The sequence below is a fragment of the Comamonas badia DSM 17552 genome, from assembly GCF_000484635.1.
GTDB classification, from domain to species: Bacteria; Pseudomonadota; Gammaproteobacteria; order Burkholderiales; family Burkholderiaceae_C; genus Comamonas_C; species Comamonas_C badia.
In genome coordinates this window covers 602,837-620,118 of the sequence record NZ_AXVM01000001.1, presented here as the reverse complement: position 1 = coordinate 620,118, position 17,282 = coordinate 602,837, and the positions used below count along the sequence as shown (strand labels likewise).

Here is a 17,282-nt window from a genome sequence, read left to right as displayed (position 1 = left end):
CTTTTTTAATCGAAAAATCAGGCAAATTCAGTAAAACATATTGTGCCGGGCGCACTACAGTATTGCCTTGTCAACGCGCTTTACCAAAGCGCATGCCAGTGGTTCAAGGCCCCATCCGGTTACCGCCGGGTGGGGCGCTTGGCTTGTGGGGGCTATGGGTTGTGCCGGGCAGCAGGCAGATGCTGACCAGCAGTGGCGCATTTTTCAGCGTGCTCTAAACGCTGCGGCTGCGCGCCAGCGGCGGGTTCTTGGCAAAGTAGCGCTTGATGCCGCGCATCAGCGCGTCGGCCAGCTGCTCCTGGTAGGCGGCGGTGCGCAGGCGCGCTTCTTCTTCGGGGTTGCTGATGAAGGCGGTTTCCACCAGCACGCTGGGGATGTCCGGCGCCTTCAGTACCGCAAAGCCCGCCTGTTCGACGCGTGCCTTGTGCAGTTTCGCCATCGAGCCGATCTCGCCCAGCAGCACGCCGCCGAGCTTGAGGCTGTCGTTGATCTGCGCCGTGGTGCTCATGTCCAGCATGGCGCGCTGCACATGCCGGTCTTGCACGCCGACGTTCACGCCGCCGATCAGGTCGGCCTGGTTTTCCTTGTTCGCGAGCCAGCGCGCGGCCGAGCTCGATGCGCCGCCCTGGCTGAGCGCGAAGACGCTGGCGCCGCGCGCGTCGGGCGTGGTGAAGGCATCGGCGTGGATGGAGACGAATAGGTCGGCCTGCACGCGCCGCGCCTTGGCCACGCGGGTGGCCAGCGGCACGAAGAAATCGGCGTCGCGCGTCAGATAGGCCCGCATCGGGTTGCCGCCGATGCGGGTGGCGTTGATGCGGTCGCGCAGCAGGTAGGCCACCTTGAGCACCACGTCCTTCTCGCGCGTGCCCTGCGGGCCGGTCGCACCCGGGTCTTCGCCGCCGTGACCAGGATCGAGCGCGACGATGATGATGCGGTCGGTGCCGCGCGCGACCGCGGGTGCGGGCACCGGCGCAGGCGCTGCGGCAGCCATGGCCGGCGCCGGCGCTGGAGTGCCGGCAGGCCGCTCTGCGCCGGTGCGGGGCCGGCTGGCAATGAGCTCGCCCAGAGGGTCGCCGGCGGCTTCTGGCGCCGGCGCGGCGGCGTTCGCCGAAGCACCCGTGCGCTCGGCGATCAGGCTGCTCAAGGGATCTGGCGCCTCGGCCGGGTACAGATCCAGCACCAGCCGATTGCGGTAGGCGGCCACAGGCGGCAGGGAGAACACCTGCGGGCGCGCGGCGTGCTTCAGGTCGAGCACCATGCGCACGACGCCTGGCTGGTACTGGCCGATGCGGATCGCGGCGATGTTGGGGTCGTCGGGCCTGACCTTGCCCACCAGCTCGCGCAGTTGCGCGTTGAGGTTCATGCCCTCGATGTCCACCGCCAGGCGCGGCGGCTCGGGCACGAACTGCTGCGTGGTGGCCAGCGGTTGGTCGGATTCGATGGTGACGCGGGAGTAATCCTGGGCGGGCCAGATGCGCACCGCCACGATGCTCGCGCCGCGTGCGATTTGCCGGGTACCGAGGAGCAGCGCCAGCGTACCGGCTTGCAGCACGGTGCGGCGGTGCAGTGGCGAAAGGTTCAGGGATTTGCGCATGGCGGGGCCAATTCGCTCAGCAGCGCATGGCCCAAGGGAGTGGCCGCACGCAGCGTGACGCGCCTATTGTCATCATCCTCTACGTGAATTTCAAGTTCCAAGTCTGCATCGGGCAAGCATTTTTCGGCATTTTTTGGCCATTCTGCCAGCTTCAGCCCCGGGCTGGCGAAAATGTCCCGGAAGCCGGCGTCTTCCCACTCACGCGGGTCGCTGAAGCGGTAAAAATCGAAGTGCCAGATGGCGAGGCCGCCCGCCTGGTAGGGCTCCACCACCGCATAGGTCGGGCTTTTGATGCGTCCCGTGACACCCAGCGCGCGCAGCAGATGGCGCACCAGCGTGGTCTTGCCCGCGCCCAGGTCGCCGTGCAGGGTGATGAAGGCGTTGGCCAGCTGCGGCAGCCGCGCCAGCCGCCGGGCAAAGCGCTCGGTAGCTTCTTCGGATGGCCATTGCAGGGACAAGGGTGGCTGCATGGCGGGGGAGTCAGGCATTTTTACAATCGGGCGATGGTGGACGACGGGCAATTGATGGCGCAGATCGGCGTCTGGGCGCGGGAGTTGGGATTTTCCCAAATCGGCGTCTCGGGCGTGGACCTCTCGTTGGCCGAGCCGCGTTTTCTGGACTGGCTTGCCAAGGGCTATCACGGCAGCCTGCACTACATGGAGCGGCACGGCACCAAGCGCACGCGCCCGGCGGAGCTTTTGCCCGGCACCTTGAGCGTGATTACCGCGCGCATGCCTTATCTGCCGCGGGATGCGCCCTCCGACTGGGCAGCGCGGGAACTGCAGCGGCTGCAGCGCCCGCAAGAGGGCGTGGTGTCGCTCTACGCGCGCGGCAGGGATTACCACAAGGTGGTCAGAGGGCGGCTGAACAAGCTGTGCGAGCGCATTGCCGAGGCCATCGGGCCGTTTGGCCACCGGGCGTTCACCGATTCGGCCCCGGTGCTGGAGAAGGAATTGGCGCGCCTGAGCGGCCAGGGCTGGCAGGGCAGGCACGGCCTGGTCCTTTCGCGCGACGCGGGCTCGATGTTCTTTCTGGGCGAAATCTACGTCGATTTCGCGCTCACGCCGACCGCGCCCGTCACCGACCATTGCGGCACCTGCACCGCCTGCATCGACGTCTGCCCGACGCAGGCCATCGTCGCGCCCGGCGTGGTCGATGCACGCCGCTGCATCTCCTACCTGACGATAGAAAACAAGGGTGCGATCCCCGAAGCACTGCGCGCGCAAATGGGCAACCACATCTACGGCTGCGACGATTGCCAGACCATCTGCCCGTGGAACAAGTACGCGCGGAAAACCGAGGTCGCTGACTTCGATGAGCGCTCGCCGCTGGTGGGCCGGCAGCTCGTCGATCTGTTCCTGTGGGACGAGGAAACGTTTTTGAGGCGCACCGAGGGCGGGCCGATCCGGCGCATCAACCACGAACGCTGGCTGCGCAACGTGGCCGTGGCGCTGGGCAATGCGCTGCGCCAGGCCAGTGGTGAAGAGGCGCAAGCCATTCGCACGGCCTTGCGCGCGCGGCGCGATCACCCGAGCGAGCTGGTACGCGAGCATGTTGCCTGGGCGCTGCAGCAGGGATGATTGCGGCGGTGGGAGCCGCTTTAACCGTGAATAAAAACAGGCGTTAGCGCTTATCTACCATGCGCAAAAAGCTATGTTTTCAGGAGAAAAACCGCAGTGCCAGCGGAATGCTCGCCAGGGCCACGATGTGCGACAGCGTGATGAGCCCGGCCACGTACGGCCCGCGGTAGCCCATCTGCACCGCCAGCACGTAGCAGCTCGATGCCGTGGGCAGCGCGGCAAAGGCCACCAGTACCGTGGCCTGCGTGCTCTCCAGTCCCAGCAGGCGGGCCAGCAGCCAGCCCCAGGCCGGCATCAGAACGTGGCGGATGGCGAGCACCCCGGCGGTGAGCAGCCGGCTGGTCTGCAACTGCCCCCACTGCATGCCCGCGCCCACGGCCATCAGGCCCAGCGGCACGGCGGTGGCGCCCACGCGCTGCAGCGAAGGCGCGAGCCAGCCCGGCAGCTGCAGCCCGGCGAGGTTGAATGCCAGCCCGGACACGGTGGCGATGATCAGCGGATTGCGCGCCAGCTCGCGCAGCAGCCGGCTTTCGCTGTGCCGCGCCATCGGCCAGACGGCGGCCACGTTGATCAGCGGCACGCAGACCCCGATCAGGATCGCCACCGCCTGCGAACCGGCCTCGCCCGCCACGCGCGCGGCCAGCGCCAGCGCAATGTAGGAATTGAAGCGGAACGCCACCTGCGCGGCACCGGCGTGGTCGCGCGCGTCGATGTGGCGCCTGAACAGGGGCAGGTGCGGCAGGCTCCACGACAGCGCGACGCCGCCGCAGCTCAGCAGCAGGCCGGCGGCCATCAGGCTGGAGGCTTCGCCCAGGTTGATTGGCGTCTTGACGATCGAGAGAAACAGCAGGATCGGAAACAGCAGGTAATACACCAGCCGCTCCACCGGCTGCCAGACGCCGCGGTTCAGCGGCGTGAAGCGGCAGATGAGCCAGCCCACGAGGATGAGCGAAAAATCGGGCAGCAGCAGCGCGGCGTAGTTCACGATGGTCAGGCGGTGGCGCGGGCAGGGACCCGGGGGCGGATTCGCCAGCAGGCGACGGATTGTGGAGCGGAACACTCCATTTTGTCCCGTGGCGCGTCGGGATTTCCCTCTCTTGGCATCGGGAGCCCGGCCTCTATACTTTTTGTGCGGCCTGCGATGCCGGTTCCCGGCAGGCCACCAACCTTTTTGATGGAGACCCTGGACATGAAGAGAATACTGATCGGATTCCTGGCCGGAGTGGCACTTTGCCTGGGTGGCATGGCAGGCGCGCAGACGATGACCCGGTTGTCCATCGGCACGGGCGGCACGGGCGGCGTGTATTACCCGATGGGCGGGGGCATGGCGGCCGTCCTGTCCAAATACGTCAAGGGCTGGGAAGCCACCGCCGAAGTCACGGGCGCCTCGGTGGCGAATCTGCAACTGATTGGCCAGGGCAAGCAGGATTTCGGTTTTTCGATGGCCGACTCGGCCTATGACGCCACCGAAGGCGCGGGCAAGTTCAAGAACCGTCCGGTGGACGCACGCACCCTGCTGGTGCTTTATCCGAACAAGATGCATGTCGTCACCGTGGAGGGCACGGGGATCGACAAGCTGGCCGATTTCAAGGGCAAGCGCATTTCCACAGGCGAGCCCAACAGCGGCACCGAGGTGATGGCCATGCGCCTGTTCGAGGCCGCGGGCATCGCCAAGGAGGTGCAGCGCGAGCGGCTGTCGGTCGCCGAGGGCGTCAATGCGATGAAGGACCGCAAGATCGATGGCCTGGTCTGGGTTGGCGGGGTGCCCACGGCCGCCATCACCGATCTGGCGGCGACGCCCGGGATGGCGCTCAAGCTGATCGACCATGCCGAATACGCCGACGCGATGAACAAGAAGTGGGGCCCGCTCTACGTCAAGAGCACGATACCCGCCAATGCCTACAAGGGGCAGGCCAGGGATGCCAGCAACATCGACGTCTGGAACCTGCTGGTGGCCGACAAGGCGATGAGCGACGAGATGGCCTACACCATCGTCAAGACGCTGATGGAGCACAAGGATGAGCTGGTCGCGGTGCACCGCGAGGCCCAGAACATCACGCTGGAAGCCCAAGCCGCCGGTTCGCCCATTCCCCTGCACCCCGGCGCGCGCAAGTATTTTGAAGAGCGCGGCGTGAAGTTCAAGAACTGACCGGCCGGATGCGTTCTCCATGGCCGCCGACGATACCGTCACCGACGAGCAACTGAAGGCCGCCGAGCAGTTCATCGAAGAAGAGGAGGGCGCCGCCAGCCGGTTTGGCGGCCGCCTCGACCTCCTGATCACCACCTTGCTGGTGGTGATGTCGCTGTTCCACCTGTACGCCGCGGCCTCCATCGTGCCCACGCAGGTGCTGCGCCCGGTGCACGTCGGCTTCGTGCTGTTGCTGATCTTCCTCATCTTTCCGGCGGCCAGGCGGCTGCGCAACCGGTTGATGTGGTATGACGTGCTGCTCGGCCTGCTGGGCGCCGCCACCATCGTCTACATCCTGATGGGCGGCGACGACTTCTGGGACCGCAGCACCCTGCCCGACCACTGGGATCTGGCCTTCGGGGTCGCCTTCGTGCTGCTGGTGCTGGAGGCGTGCCGGCGCACCACCGGCTGGATCATGCCCTTGGTGGTCGTGCTGTTCGGCGCCTACGCCTTCCTCGGGCCCTACCTGCCGGGGCAATGGACCCATCGCGGCTATGACCTGAGCAGCATGATCGGCGTGATGTACATGTCGCTCGAAGGCATCTTCGGCACCGCCATCGACGTCTCGGCGACGCTGATCATCATGTTCACCATCTTCGGCGCCTTCCTGCAGCACTCGGGCGCCGGCAAGTTCTTTCTCGATTTCAGCTTCGCCCTGCTGGGCGGCAAGCGCTCGGGCGCGGGGCGCACCGTGGTGCTGTCGTCCTTCCTGCTGGGCGGCCCCTCGGGCTCGGGGGTGGCCACCACGGTCACCATCGGCACCGTGGCCTGGCCCATGCTGCGCCGCGCCCACTACGACGCCAATTCGGCCGGCGGCCTGCTCGCGGCCGGCGGCCTGGGCGCCATCATCTCGCCGCCGGTGCTGGGCGCGGCGGCCTTCCTGATCGCCGAGTTCCTGAAGATCTCCTACCTCGACGTGCTGCTGATGGCGGCCATTCCCACCTGCCTGTACTACCTGTCGCTGTTCCTGATGGTGGAACTCGATTCGAGGAAATTCAGCAGCGGCGGCGCCCTGGAGGAAACGCGCGTCGGCGCCACCGCGCTGCAACTGGCGGCCCGGTTCTGGTTTCACTTCCTCTCGCTCGTGGCCATCGTCGGCTTCATGGTCTACGGCTTCTCGCCACTGATGTCGGTGTTCTGGGCCACCGTGGTCGCCTTCGCGGTGAGCTTCCTGTCGCGCGAGACGGCAATGTGGCCGCCCAAGCTGATCGCCGCGCTGAGCGACGGCTCCAAGCAGGCGCTCAGCGTGGCCGCCACCTGCGCGGCCGCGGGCGTGATCGTCGGCGTGGTCGGCAAGACCGGCCTGGGCCTGAAGTTCAGCTCCATCGTCATCGACTATGCCGGCGGCAACCTGCTGCTGACGGCGATCTACACCGCGCTGATCGTCTGGATCATCGGGCTGGCGGTGCCGGTGACGGCGAGCTACATCATCTGCGCCGTGATCGCCGCGCCGGCGCTGGTCAAGCTCGGTGTGCCCGACTACGCGGCGCACATGTTCATCTTCTACTACGCCGTGCTCTCCGAGGTCTCGCCGCCCACCGCGCTCTCGCCCTTCGCGGCCGCCGCCATCACCGGGGGCGACCCGTACAAGACGACGCTGCAGTCCTGGAAGTACACGCTGCCGGCTTTCCTGCTGCCGTTCGTCTTCGTGCTCGACCCGGCCGGGGCCGGCCTGCTGCTCAAGCCGCCGGCGGGTGTGTCGTGGTGGGAGGTTGCCTGGATCGTCGTCACCGCCTCGGCCGGCATCGCGGCCCTGGCTTGCGGCGCGCAGAACTGGGCGCTGGTGCGCTGCCGCTGGTGGGAGCGCCTGGCCTTCATTGCCGCCGGGCTGCTGCTGGTCTATCCCCATGCCTGGGCCGATGCGGTGGGCCTGGCGCTGATCGCGCTGTCGCTGCTGCTGCAGTGGCTGCGCAGGCCCGGATGGCGCATGAGCCCCGGCGCCTCTTGAGCTGGTCCATGCGGCATCATGCCGAGACAGGCGGGTGGCGCTGCGGCGGGGCGGAGATGGCCTGGCGTGCCTCGACCGATCCGCGGCGGCCGGCAATTTCCTGAATGCGTGATGGCGAATATTTCCCTTTCCTCCTCCGACAGCGATACGCGCCTGATCGACGGCTTTGCCGACGCCCTGTGGCTGCAGGACGGCCTGGCTGCCAATACCCTGCAGGCCTACCGCCGCGACCTGGGCGCGTTGGCCGCCTGGCTTGCGGGACAGGATTCAGGGTTGCTGCAGGCCACGGAGGCGCAGCTCAATGCGTATTTCGCCGCGCGCCACGCCCAGACGCGCGCCACCACCGCCAACCGGCGGCTGACGGTCTTCCGGCGCTTCTTCCACTGGGCGCGCCAGCAGGGCTTGCTGGCGGGGGACCCGACGCTGCGCATGCTGGCCGCGCGCCAGCCTCCGCGCAGGCCGGGTGTGCTGACGCAGGCGCAGGTGGAAGCCCTGCTGGCCGCGCCCGACGTCGCCACCGCTCTGGGCCTGCGCGACCGTGCAATGCTGGAGCTGATGTACGCCAGCGGCCTGCGCGTGAGCGAGCTCGTGGGGCTCAAGACGTTTCATGTCAGCCTGGCCGAGGGCGTGGTGCGGGTGCTGGGCAAGGGCAGCAAGGAGCGGCTCGTGCCCATGGGAGAGATGGCGTGCGAATGGCTGCAGCGCTATGTGCAGGAGTCGCGCGAGGTGATCCTGGGCGGGCAGCAGACGCCAGACCTTTTCGTCACCCATAGAGGCGGCGCCATGACGCGGGTGATGTTCTGGATGCTGGTCAAGAAGTATGCCCAGCTGGGCGGCATTGCGGTGCCGCTCTCTCCCCACACCCTGCGCCACGCGTTTGCCACGCATTTGCTCAACCACGGCGCGGACCTGCGCGTGGTGCAGCTGCTGCTGGGCCACGCCGATATTTCAACCACCACGATCTATACCCACGTGGCGCGCGAGCGGCTCAAGCAGCTGCATGCGCAGCACCACCCGCGCGGGTGAGGCGGGCGGCGGGCTACTGGCTGTCGCTGGTCAGTTCGTCCGCCCAGGCCAGCGCCTGCATGTGCGCCATGTTGACCTGGTGGTTGGACAGCTGCAGCTGCGCGGCGGCGCGCGCGAAGGCGGCATCGTCGCCGCTTTCGCAGGCGATGGTCAGCTCCAGGAAAGGGGCGAACACCCCCTTTTTGTGCAGCAGTGCATCGACCACCGGCTCGGGCAGCGACACAGTTTCCAGTGCGCGCTCCAGCGGTACGCCCAGCATCACATCGAGCAGCGAGAACACACCGACCACGAAGGCGTTGTCGCACTCTTGCGGCGGCAGCATTTCTGCGGCCAGCAGCTCCATCAGCCGCCCGCGCACCACGGCGGTCTGGCCCACGGCCAGCGGCGTGCTGGTGTTGCGCGAGGTGGTGAGCAGCAGCGCGGCCCAGCGAAACAGCTTCTTGAGCCCCAGGATCATCACCGCGTGTTTGAACGAGGTGATCTCCACCTGCAGGCCGAAACCCGAGGAGTTGATGAAACGCAGCAGGTTGAAGGAGAGTGTGGGATCGCGCTTGAGCAGCTGTTCGATTTCGTCCGTCTCGGCCTGCTTGCGCACCAGGTTGATGAGCTGCAGGATGGTGGCCTGGGTCGGGCGTATGGTCTGGGCCTTGACCACCGTGGGCTTGGCAAACCAGTAGCCCTGGAACAGGGTCACGCCGAGCCTTGCCATGCGTTCGTACTGCTCGGCCGATTCCACCTTTTCAGCCACCAGCGTCGCCTTGGCGTTGGCCGAGCGTGCGAACTTCACCAGCGGCTCGGCCAGTTCCGGCTTGAACGCCATCATGTCCAGCTTGATGAAATCCGCCAGCGGCAGCCAGCTGGCATAGGGCTTGCGCAGGGCATTCTGGTCCAGCGCGATGCGAAAGCCGCGTTCCTTCAGGCCTTGGAAGATCACCAGCTTGCCGTCGATGTCCTGCGCAGACGCCTCGGCTCTCAGCGGAGGCACTTCGAGCACCACCTTCTCGGGATGGATCAGGTCCAGGTGCGCGCCGACCAGGCTTTCGTGGGTGCAATTGATGAAGACGACATTGCGGCCGATGAGGCTTTCCGATCCGGCGTAGGACAGAGCGTTGAACAGCACGGCCGCATCCGTGGCGGCGGTGTGCTTGTCGGCCGCGGTGCTGCGGTCGAACAGTTCATAGCCAAACACGGCGCGCTGGGCATCGAGAATGGCCTGGCGGGCGATGGCGACCACGCTGTCGTCGGCCGGGATGTCGGGAGGGGTGGTTTTGGGGGTATTGGTCATGGTGTGCAGGGGCGGGTGCGCGGTGTCAGGCTTCGCACATCCGGTCCGCCCAGGCGAGCGCCTGCAGATGCGCCATGTTCACCTGCTGGCTGGTCAGCGGCAGCGCCTGCAGCGCATGGTCGAAGTCTTCGTCGCTGCTGGTTTCACAGGCCTGCACCAGCAGCAGCAGCTTGCCCAGAGGGCCATCGTGGTGTTCGATCTGGCTGACCACTTCGGTGGGCAGATCAAGCAATTGGAGCGCCTGGTGCAGCGGCATGTCCAGCATCTGGTCGAGCATGGAGAACATGCCCGCGAGGAAAGCCTCGTCCACCTGCTCGGGCGCCAGGAATTCCTGCGCCAGCAGTTCCATGAATCGGCCGCGCACCACCGCGGTCTGGCCGACGGCCGGCGGCGGTCCGCCGAGGCGCGCGGCGGTCAGCAGCAGCGCGGCCCAGCGGAACAGTTTCTTGAGGCCCAGCAGCATGACGGCCTGGCGAAACGACGTGATCTCGCGGCGCAGCCCCAGGCCGGCGGAGTTGATGAGCCGCATCAGGTTGAAGGCCAGGCCCGCGTCTCGCTTGAGTACGTCTTCGATCTGATCGGTATTGGCCTGTTTGCGCACCAGGTTGAGCAATTCGAGGATGTTGGCCTGCACCGGGCTCAGCAGTTTGGCCTGCACCAGGGCCGGGCGGGCGAACCAGTAGCCCTGGAACAGCCCGACCCCGAGCGAGGAAGCCATGTCGTACTGCTGCGCGGTTTCCAGCTTCTCGGCGATCAGTTCGGCCTTGCTCTCGCGCTGTGCATAGTGGATCAGCACCGTGGCCTGGTCGGGCGGCAGCACGGAGAGGTCGAGCTTGATGAAATCGGCTTGCGCGAGCCAGGGCGCATACGCGGATTCGAGCACCGACTGGTTGAACGCCAGATGAAAGCCGCGCTCGCGCAACGCGGCCAGGATCGGCTGGCGGGCGGCGATTTCCTCGGCCGCGGGGTGCGCCAGCGGTGGGATTTCAAGCACGATCCGGTCGGGATTGACCAGCTCCAGATGGCCGCCGGACAGGCTCTCATGCGTGCAGTTGACGAACAGCAGGCTCTTGCCCACGATTTCTTCGCTGCCGGCATGCGAGAGCGCGTTGAACAGCGCCAGCACATCGCTGGCGGCCGTATGGTCGTCACGCGCATGCGAGCGGTCCAGCAGCTCGTAGCCGACTACCGCCTGCTTGGCGTTGACGATGGCCTGGCGCGCGATCATGGCGCCTGCCGGGCCATTGCGCTGACCAGAAGAGGCAGGAGTGGAAATGTCTGTCATGGGTGCTGTGGCTGCCGTGGCTGGTGCCGTACGCGGGGTAGTGCGGGGCATTGTAGGCAACGCTGCCGTGCGCGCCATTGTCGCAGCTCTACTCCCCAGCGAGCCAGCGCAATTCGGCCTCGGTGAAGCCGGCCGCCAGGCGCGCTGGCCCATTCAGCGGCGGCTTGGCGCGCGGCGCGCCGTGCTGCCGGGCCAGCAGGGCGTAATGCTGCACCGGGTCCAGCCCCTGGCGTGCGCACAACCAGCGGTACCAGTGGTTGCCGATGGCCACATGGCCGACCTCTTCGCGCAGGATGGTGTCCAGAATCTCCACCGCGGCCAGTGCATCGGGCGCGCCCGTGCCGCGCAGCTTGTGCTGGATCAGCGGCGTGGCGTCCAGCCCGCGGGCCTCCAGCGTGCGCGGCACCAGCGCCATGCGCGCCGTGATGTCGTGCGCGGTCTTCTCGCACATGGTCCACAGCCCCTGGTGCGCCGGAAAGTCGCCGTAGTCGCGGCCTAGGTGCGTGCGCAGGTGCCGGCGCAGCAGCGTGAAGTGCTTTGCCTCTTCGGCCGCCACGCGCAGCCAGTCGCGGTAATACGATTCGGGCATGCCCGGAAAGCGCCAGATGGCGTCCAGCGCGAGGTTGATGGCGTTGAATTCGATGTGCGCGATCGCGTGGATCAGCACCGCGCGGCCTTCGGAGGTGGCGGGAGAGCGGCGCTGCACCTGGGTAGGTGCCAGCAGCGGCGGGCGGGCAGGGTGCCCGGGCAGTGCCCGCCGGGCCGCCAAGACAGCCGCAGTTGCTATATCCAAAGTAGCTGCTCGCGCATGCAGGGCAAGCGTTTGCGCCGGTTTTTGCTCTATATCTGTCAGCCCCAGCACATCCAGGGCGCGTTGGCGAAGCTCCATCCCTACAATTGTAGTTTTGGCGTTTTATGGAGATGCAGCGCGATGGCAATCTATGAACTCGATGGCGTGGCGCCGCAACGGGCGGCGACCAGCTGGGTGGCAGAAAGCGCCGAGGTGATGGGCAGCGTCACGCTGCACGAAGACGCCAGCATCTGGTTCGGCACCGTGGTGCGCGGAGACACCGCGCACATCACCATAGGCGCCGGCTCCAACATCCAGGACGCGAGCGTGCTGCATGCCGACGAAGGCCTGCCGCTGACCGTGGGCAAGAACGTGACGGTCGGCCACAAGGTGATGCTGCACGGCTGCACGATAGGCGATGAGTCGCTCATCGGCATTGGCGCCGTGGTGCTCAATGGCGCGAAGATCGGCAAGAACTGCCTCGTCGGCGCCGGCGCGCTCGTGACCGAGGGCAAGGAATTCCCCGATGGCTCGATGATCATCGGCAGCCCGGCGCGCGTGGTGCGCCAGCTCACGCCCGAGCAGATCGAGCGCCTGCGCTGGAGCGCGCGCCACTACATCGAAAATGCCCGCCGCTTCAAGGCCGGGCTCAAGCGCATTGCCTGAGCGCGCCGCCGTGTCCGAACTGCAGCGTTTCCTGTTCGATGGCCTGCCGGTGCGCGGCGCCATCGTGCGCCTGACCGATGCCTGGGCCGAGGTGCTGCGCCGGCGCGCGGCTAATACCGAAACCGGCGCCTACCCCTTGCCGGTGGCGCAGCTGCTGGGCGAAATGCTGGCGGCCTCGGTGTTGATGCACACCCATGTCAAGTTCGACGGCGCGCTCATTCTGCAGATAGCGGGCGATGGTCCGGTGCGTCTCGCGGTGGCGCAGGTCGAGGCCGACTTGCGCCTGCGTGCCACCGCCTCCGTCAGCGGCGCGGTGGCCGCGGATGCCGATCTGGCGGCGCTGGCGAACCCCGGGGGCAAGGGGCGCTGCGCGATCACGCTGGATCCGCGGACGCGGGCACAGGGCCAGCAGCCCTACCAGGGCATCGTGGGGCTGGCTGACGACGGCGGCGCTCCGTTTCACACGCTTGCCGCTGGGCTGCAGCACTATATGCGGCGCTCGGAACAGCTTGCCAGCACGCTGGTGCTGGCGGCGGATGAAAACGTCGCCGCCGGCCTGCTGGTGCAGCGCATGCCGCTGACGGGTGCTGGCAATCTGGGTGGCAGCGTGCAGGAGGCCGAGGCAGGTTACGAACGCATCGCCACGCTGGCGGCCAGCCTGACGCAGCGCGAACTGTTGGAACTGCAGCCCTCGGCGGTGCTGCACCGCCTGTTCTGGCAAGAGAAATTGATGGGATTCGCCCCACTGTCAGGCGAGCAGGGCCCGCGCTTTGCCTGCACCTGCTCGCGCGAGCGCGTGGCGGGCATGCTGCGCGGCCTGGGGCAGGAAGAGGTGCAGAGCATTCTGCGCGAGCGCGGCGAGGCGGAGGTTGGCTGCGAATATTGCGGCCAGCAATACCGCTTTGACGCCGTCGATGTCCGCCAGCTCTTCACCGAACCCGGCAGCCAGCCGCCGGTGCCGCCCCACGTGCAGTGAGGTGGTGTGCCGGGGCCGTGGCTCTTGCCGCTGCCGATGTCTGATCGGCGGTCTTGCTTCTGATGGGAGAGACAGCACCATTGCGCTGAAGCAAGCGCAATGCCGCTGTTTGGGCCAAGGCAAGACAATGTTCGAAGGCCGCGATCGCTGCGCAACAAGGGCTGGCATCGGTTCCGCGCTGGATGGCGCCGGCGCGCCGCCACTGCCCGGAATCGGAAATGCGCCCGCGGAGCGTGCGCACAGGGAATAATCGCTCATGGATTCGCTGGACCTCATACAGATTTTTCGCGAGGTGGCGCGCCGCGGCAGCTTTTCCGCCACCGCTGCGGCGCAAGGCGTTTCACCTGCCAGTGTGAGCAAGGCAATCGCCGAGCTGGAAAGGCGTTTCGGCCTGCGCCTGTTCAACCGCACGACGCGCAAGGTGTCGCTGACCGATGCGGGGCAGCTGCTGTTCGAGCGCAGCAGCGCGGTGTTGGAGCTGGTCGATCTCACCAACGGCGAATTGCACCAGCGCGCAACGCGCCCCAGCGGCAGACTCTCGGTGACCATGCCCTATGGGCTGGTGCACACCGACCTGCCGGCCATGATGAGTGAGTTTCTGCGCCAATACCCGGAAGTGGATCTGGACTGGCGCATCACGGACCGTATCGTGGATCTGGCCGAGGAAGGTATCGACCTTGCGTTTCGCGCCGGCCCCATCGGGGATGCCAATCTCATCGTGCGCCGCCTTTTGCGCATTGACTTTGTCGCCGTGGCATCGCCTGCGTATTGGCGAGCGCACGGCAAGCCGGAGCGTCCGGACCAGCTATGCACCCACGCACAGCTCGCCTGGAGCCTGCCGGGGCAGGCGCCGCGCTGGCATTTCCAGGTGGCGGGCAAACCGTTCGAGCTGGCGCTGCAGCCGCGCGTCAACGCCACCCAGCCGGCGCCGCTGATCACCCTGGCCGTGCAAGGCCTGGGCGTGATGTGGACGCCCCGGCGATCGCTGGCGCAGTGGCTGGAAAGCGGTGAGCTGGAGCCCGCGCTGGAGCAGTTTTCGCCGTCGGATGTATGGCTGTACGCCGCCTACATGCAGCGGCGGCACAACAGCGCGGCGCTGCGGGCGCTGCTGGCGCACCTGGATCAGTTTGCCGAGGCATTCCGCCAGGCCGATGGCCAGCGGCAGGAAGGCCCGTGACGCCGGCAAGCCGGACGAGCGTGGCCGTGCGTGTCAGGGGCGCCACTGGCTGATCAGCTGGCTGGTGGAGCGCAGGCCCAGCTTGCCGCGGATGCTGCGCAGCTGGTGATCGATCGTCGAGACGGAGCGATTCAACTGCGAGGCCACCTCCTTGTAGCTCATTCCCTGCGCGATGAGAGCCGCGACCCTGTGCTCGGCGGGCGACAGGCTCACGGGCTCCAGTGCATCGGCTCGCGGCGGTGCGCTTTTGCCGGCATCGGCCGCGATGCTGCGTAACAGTTCCCCCAGGGGCTGCACGAAATGCACCAACTGGGTATGCAGCTGAGCCGACCAGCGCGGGTGTGGACGTGTCCAGTCAGCGCATACGAATCCGGCGGGACGGGCACCATCCCATAGCGGTATGGCCAGCTTGGCTGCTGTCTTCAGCCCGAGCAGGGTTGTTTGCATGGACGGGCTCAGCTGCCGCGACTGGCGCACGTCCGGCTCGATCAGGCCCAGCGGTTTGTGCCATATCTGGACCAAATCCGGCTGCTTGGCGTCGAATGCGATCTCGGACATGGCCGGTAGCTGCATGCTGGCGCGCTGGACTTCTGCGCACGCCTTGTACCAATGGTGGGTGCTGCGCGGGTCGCCGCCATCCAGCACGCCCGCATCCACGCGATCCGCGTCCAGTGCGTCGCGCAGCCCGTGGACCAGCAACTCCCAGCAACGTTGCGGGTCGTCCAGATTCAGCAGCATGTAGGCGAGCAGATCACGCCCCGCAGGCCAGGCGATGGCATTGCGATCGTCGAGCCAGCGCTGGCGCCAATGGCGCTGCACGGTAGCGAGGTATTCAAGCTGCATGCGGCGTGCCTCGGTGCATTCTGGGGAAAACCCTTATGCGAATTCTCGCGATGGACAATCCTGGGGCAGTTTTCCAGAATGCCTGCATCGCCGATCCACGCGGCATTTTTTGGAGGCACGACATGAAAACATTTCTCAACACCATCAATGGCAAGTCTGCGGGGTCGGACCGGACCTTTGCATCTTACAACCCCGCCACCGGCGAAACGCTGGGCATGGTGCCGCACAGTTCCGACGATCAGGTGGCGCAGGCGGTCGCCGCGGCCAAGGCGGCCCAGCCGGGCTGGGCTGCCCTGCCAGACGGCGAGCGCAAAGCCTTGATGATGAAAGTGGCGGACCTCCTCAAGGAAAACTCCGAGGTGCTCGCTGAATGGGTGGTGCGTGAACAGGGCAAGCCCCTGGGTGGCGTTGGCCCCGACCAGGTGCCTGGCGCCCGCTTCGAGGCCTGGGGCTGCGAAGCCTGGACACGTGTGCCGGCCAATCTTGATCTCCCGGTCGATGTGGTGTTTGAAGACGAAACCCGGCGCGATGAAATGCACCGCAAGCCCTATGGCGTGATCGCCGCGGTCGCACCGTGGAATTGGCCGCTCCTGATCGCCATCTGGCAGATCATTCCTGGCTTGCGTACCGGCAGTACGGTAGTCATCAAACCGTCCGAATACACCAGCATCGGCACCCTGGAAATGGTGCGCATGATCAGCGAGGCGTTGCCGCCGGGGGTACTCAACACGGTCAGCGGCCCAGGGGAGGTCGGGGCGGCCCTGGTGGGACACCCCGACGTGGACAAGATTCTCTTTACCGGATCGGCGGCCACCGGCTCGCGCATTGCCGAAATCGCCGCGCGCAACCTGACACCCACGACGATGGAGCTTGGCGGCAACGATGCCGCCATTGTTCTGCCGGACGCCGATCCGCAGCAGATTGCCATGTCGATCTTCTGGGGGGCATTCATCAACATGGGGCAGACCTGTGCCGCTGCCAAGCGTATTTATGTGCACGAAAGCAAGTATGAAGCCATGGTTGCCGCGCTCAAGGCCATTGCGACACAGATGCCCATGGGCAATGGCATGGATGCGGGCGTCGTGATGGGTCCGATCCAGAATCGCATGCAATACAGCAAGGTGGTCGGCCTTGTGGAGAAGGCCAGGCAAGAGGGTGCAACCATCGTCTGTGGCGGACAGGAGCCGGGAGGACGAGGGAATTTTTACCCCTTGACCCTTGTGTCCCACATCAAGGATGGCGCAGCCCTGGTCGATCAGGAGCAATTCGGCCCGGTGCTGCCCATCATCAGCTACAAGAATGTGGAGGACGCCATCGCCAGCGCCAATCGCCTGGATGTCGGCCTGGGTGCGTCGGTCTGGTCGAATGACGTGCAACAGGCCAAGGCCGTGGCATCCCGCATCCAGGCGGGAACGGTCTGGATCAACCAACACGGCATGATCCATCCCATGGTGCCCTTCGGCGGTGTCAAAAAGTCCGGATGGGGTTCAGAGGGCGGAATCGATGGCTTGAAAGCGGTCACTGTCCCTCAGGTCATCAGTATCAAGAAGGGGTGAGCGTACCCTCTCAAGGGCGGAAGCGACCGAAAGGTCGCTTTTTTGTGCTGCTGCCCATCAGGGTTTTGACCGGCTCCCGCGCAGCACTTCCACATAAACCTCGCCGGGCTTGACCATGCCCAGTTCGCTGCGTGCCTTTTCCTCAACGATATCCAGGCCCTGCTTCAGGTCCTGCACTTCGGCATCCAGGTGCTCGTTGGCCAGGCGTGCCTTGGCATTGGCCGCCTGTTGTGCGGACAGCTGGGCGCGCATCTGCGCAACGTCGCCGATGCTGCCGTGCCCGCTCCACAGCTGCAGGTGGATGAGCATCAGCAGCAGGAGCAGCAGCAGGGCAACGGTGCGCGAGCCCAAGGTTCAGCCGGGGGTGA

Annotated in this window: 16 protein-coding genes; 8 read left to right on the top strand and 8 right to left on the bottom strand. The window is 66.4% G+C overall.

The genetic code is table 11. From position 1 onward, the window contains the following. Positions 1 to 214 precede the first annotated feature (214 nt). Together K320_RS0103025 and tsaE are read right to left on the bottom strand one after the other, a co-directional pair. Entirely contained in the window at positions 215 to 1,594 is a 1,380-nt protein-coding gene (locus K320_RS0103025) for an N-acetylmuramoyl-L-alanine amidase (RefSeq protein ID WP_024537406.1), read from the bottom strand. Continuing rightward, the gene (gene tsaE / locus K320_RS19405) at positions 1,579 to 2,082 is read right to left on the bottom strand and encodes a tRNA (adenosine(37)-N6)-threonylcarbamoyltransferase complex ATPase subunit type 1 TsaE (RefSeq protein WP_029695751.1); all 504 of its coding nucleotides are present in this window, start codon (positions 2,080 to 2,082) and stop codon (positions 1,579 to 1,581) included. The genes K320_RS0103025 and tsaE overlap by 16 nt, the downstream gene beginning before the upstream one ends. A gap of 15 nt (positions 2,083 to 2,097) precedes the next feature. Here tsaE and queG point away from each other — a divergent pair, with 15 nt between their 5' ends. Next, positions 2,098 to 3,174: a tRNA epoxyqueuosine(34) reductase QueG gene (gene queG / locus K320_RS19400; RefSeq protein WP_024537404.1), complete on the top strand. Its 1,077-nt coding sequence runs from the start codon at positions 2,098 to 2,100 to the stop codon at positions 3,172 to 3,174. Positions 3,175 to 3,253: 79 nt separating this feature from the next. Here queG and K320_RS0103010 read toward each other — a convergent pair whose 3' ends face one another. Further along, positions 3,254 to 4,207 carry an AEC family transporter gene (locus K320_RS0103010; protein WP_407059750.1) on the bottom strand — a complete coding sequence of 318 codons (954 nt, stop codon included), beginning with the start codon at positions 4,205 to 4,207 and terminating at the stop codon, positions 3,254 to 3,256. Positions 4,208 to 4,363: 156 nt separating this feature from the next. Here K320_RS0103010 and K320_RS0103005 point away from each other — a divergent pair, with 156 nt between their 5' ends. From K320_RS0103005 to xerD, 3 genes are all read left to right on the top strand, one after another. Beyond that, positions 4,364 to 5,323 (top strand): TAXI family TRAP transporter solute-binding subunit, encoded by a 960-nt coding sequence (locus K320_RS0103005; protein WP_024537402.1) that lies wholly within the window; start codon positions 4,364 to 4,366, stop codon positions 5,321 to 5,323. A 19-nt stretch (positions 5,324 to 5,342) separates the two neighbouring features. Then, positions 5,343 to 7,310, top strand: a complete 1,968-nt coding sequence (locus K320_RS0103000) for a TRAP transporter permease (RefSeq protein ID WP_024537401.1) — start codon at positions 5,343 to 5,345, stop codon at positions 7,308 to 7,310. Between the two features lie 111 nt (positions 7,311 to 7,421). After that, positions 7,422 to 8,336: a site-specific tyrosine recombinase XerD gene (gene xerD / locus K320_RS0102995; protein ID WP_024537400.1), complete on the top strand. Its 915-nt coding sequence runs from the start codon at positions 7,422 to 7,424 to the stop codon at positions 8,334 to 8,336. Between the two features lie 13 nt (positions 8,337 to 8,349). Here the strand turns inward: xerD and K320_RS0102990 are convergent, their stop codons facing one another. The 3 genes from K320_RS0102990 to K320_RS0102980 form a co-directional block, all read right to left on the bottom strand. Continuing rightward, positions 8,350 to 9,621, bottom strand: a complete 1,272-nt coding sequence (locus K320_RS0102990) for an EAL and HDOD domain-containing protein (protein WP_024537399.1) — start codon at positions 9,619 to 9,621, stop codon at positions 8,350 to 8,352. A gap of 25 nt (positions 9,622 to 9,646) precedes the next feature. Next, on the bottom strand, positions 9,647 to 10,906 hold the full coding sequence (locus K320_RS0102985) for an EAL and HDOD domain-containing protein (RefSeq protein WP_024537398.1): 1,260 nt from the start codon (positions 10,904 to 10,906) through the stop codon (positions 9,647 to 9,649). 88 nt (positions 10,907 to 10,994) lie between these two features. Next, a complete protein-coding gene (locus tag K320_RS0102980; RefSeq protein ID WP_024537397.1) occupies positions 10,995 to 11,795 on the bottom strand; it encodes a ferritin-like domain-containing protein in 801 nt (266 codons plus the stop codon). A 42-nt stretch (positions 11,796 to 11,837) separates the two neighbouring features. Between K320_RS0102980 and K320_RS0102975 the strand changes: the two genes are divergently transcribed. The 3 genes from K320_RS0102975 (at position 11,838) to K320_RS0102965 (ending at position 14,515) form a co-directional block, all read left to right on the top strand. Continuing rightward, positions 11,838 to 12,362: a gamma carbonic anhydrase family protein gene (locus tag K320_RS0102975; RefSeq protein ID WP_024537396.1), complete on the top strand. Its 525-nt coding sequence runs from the start codon at positions 11,838 to 11,840 to the stop codon at positions 12,360 to 12,362. Positions 12,363 to 12,372: 10 nt separating this feature from the next. Further along, positions 12,373 to 13,338, top strand: a complete 966-nt coding sequence (gene hslO / locus K320_RS0102970; protein ID WP_024537395.1) for an Hsp33 family molecular chaperone HslO — start codon at positions 12,373 to 12,375, stop codon at positions 13,336 to 13,338. Positions 13,339 to 13,594: 256 nt separating this feature from the next. Further along, a complete protein-coding gene (locus K320_RS0102965; protein ID WP_024537394.1) occupies positions 13,595 to 14,515 on the top strand; it encodes a LysR family transcriptional regulator in 921 nt (306 codons plus the stop codon). Between the two features lie 33 nt (positions 14,516 to 14,548). Here K320_RS0102965 and K320_RS0102960 read toward each other — a convergent pair whose 3' ends face one another. After that, a complete protein-coding gene (locus tag K320_RS0102960) occupies positions 14,549 to 15,358 on the bottom strand; it encodes a helix-turn-helix domain-containing protein (RefSeq protein WP_024537393.1) in 810 nt (269 codons plus the stop codon). 122 nt (positions 15,359 to 15,480) lie between these two features. Here K320_RS0102960 and K320_RS0102955 point away from each other — a divergent pair, with 122 nt between their 5' ends. Beyond that, complete coding sequence (locus K320_RS0102955; RefSeq protein ID WP_024537392.1) at positions 15,481 to 16,914, top strand: aldehyde dehydrogenase family protein; 1,434 nt, start codon at positions 15,481 to 15,483, stop codon at positions 16,912 to 16,914. Positions 16,915 to 16,971: 57 nt separating this feature from the next. Here K320_RS0102955 and ftsB read toward each other — a convergent pair whose 3' ends face one another. Then, positions 16,972 to 17,265: a cell division protein FtsB gene (gene ftsB, locus K320_RS0102950; RefSeq protein ID WP_024537391.1), complete on the bottom strand. Its 294-nt coding sequence runs from the start codon at positions 17,263 to 17,265 to the stop codon at positions 16,972 to 16,974. Positions 17,266 to 17,282 lie beyond the last annotated feature (17 nt).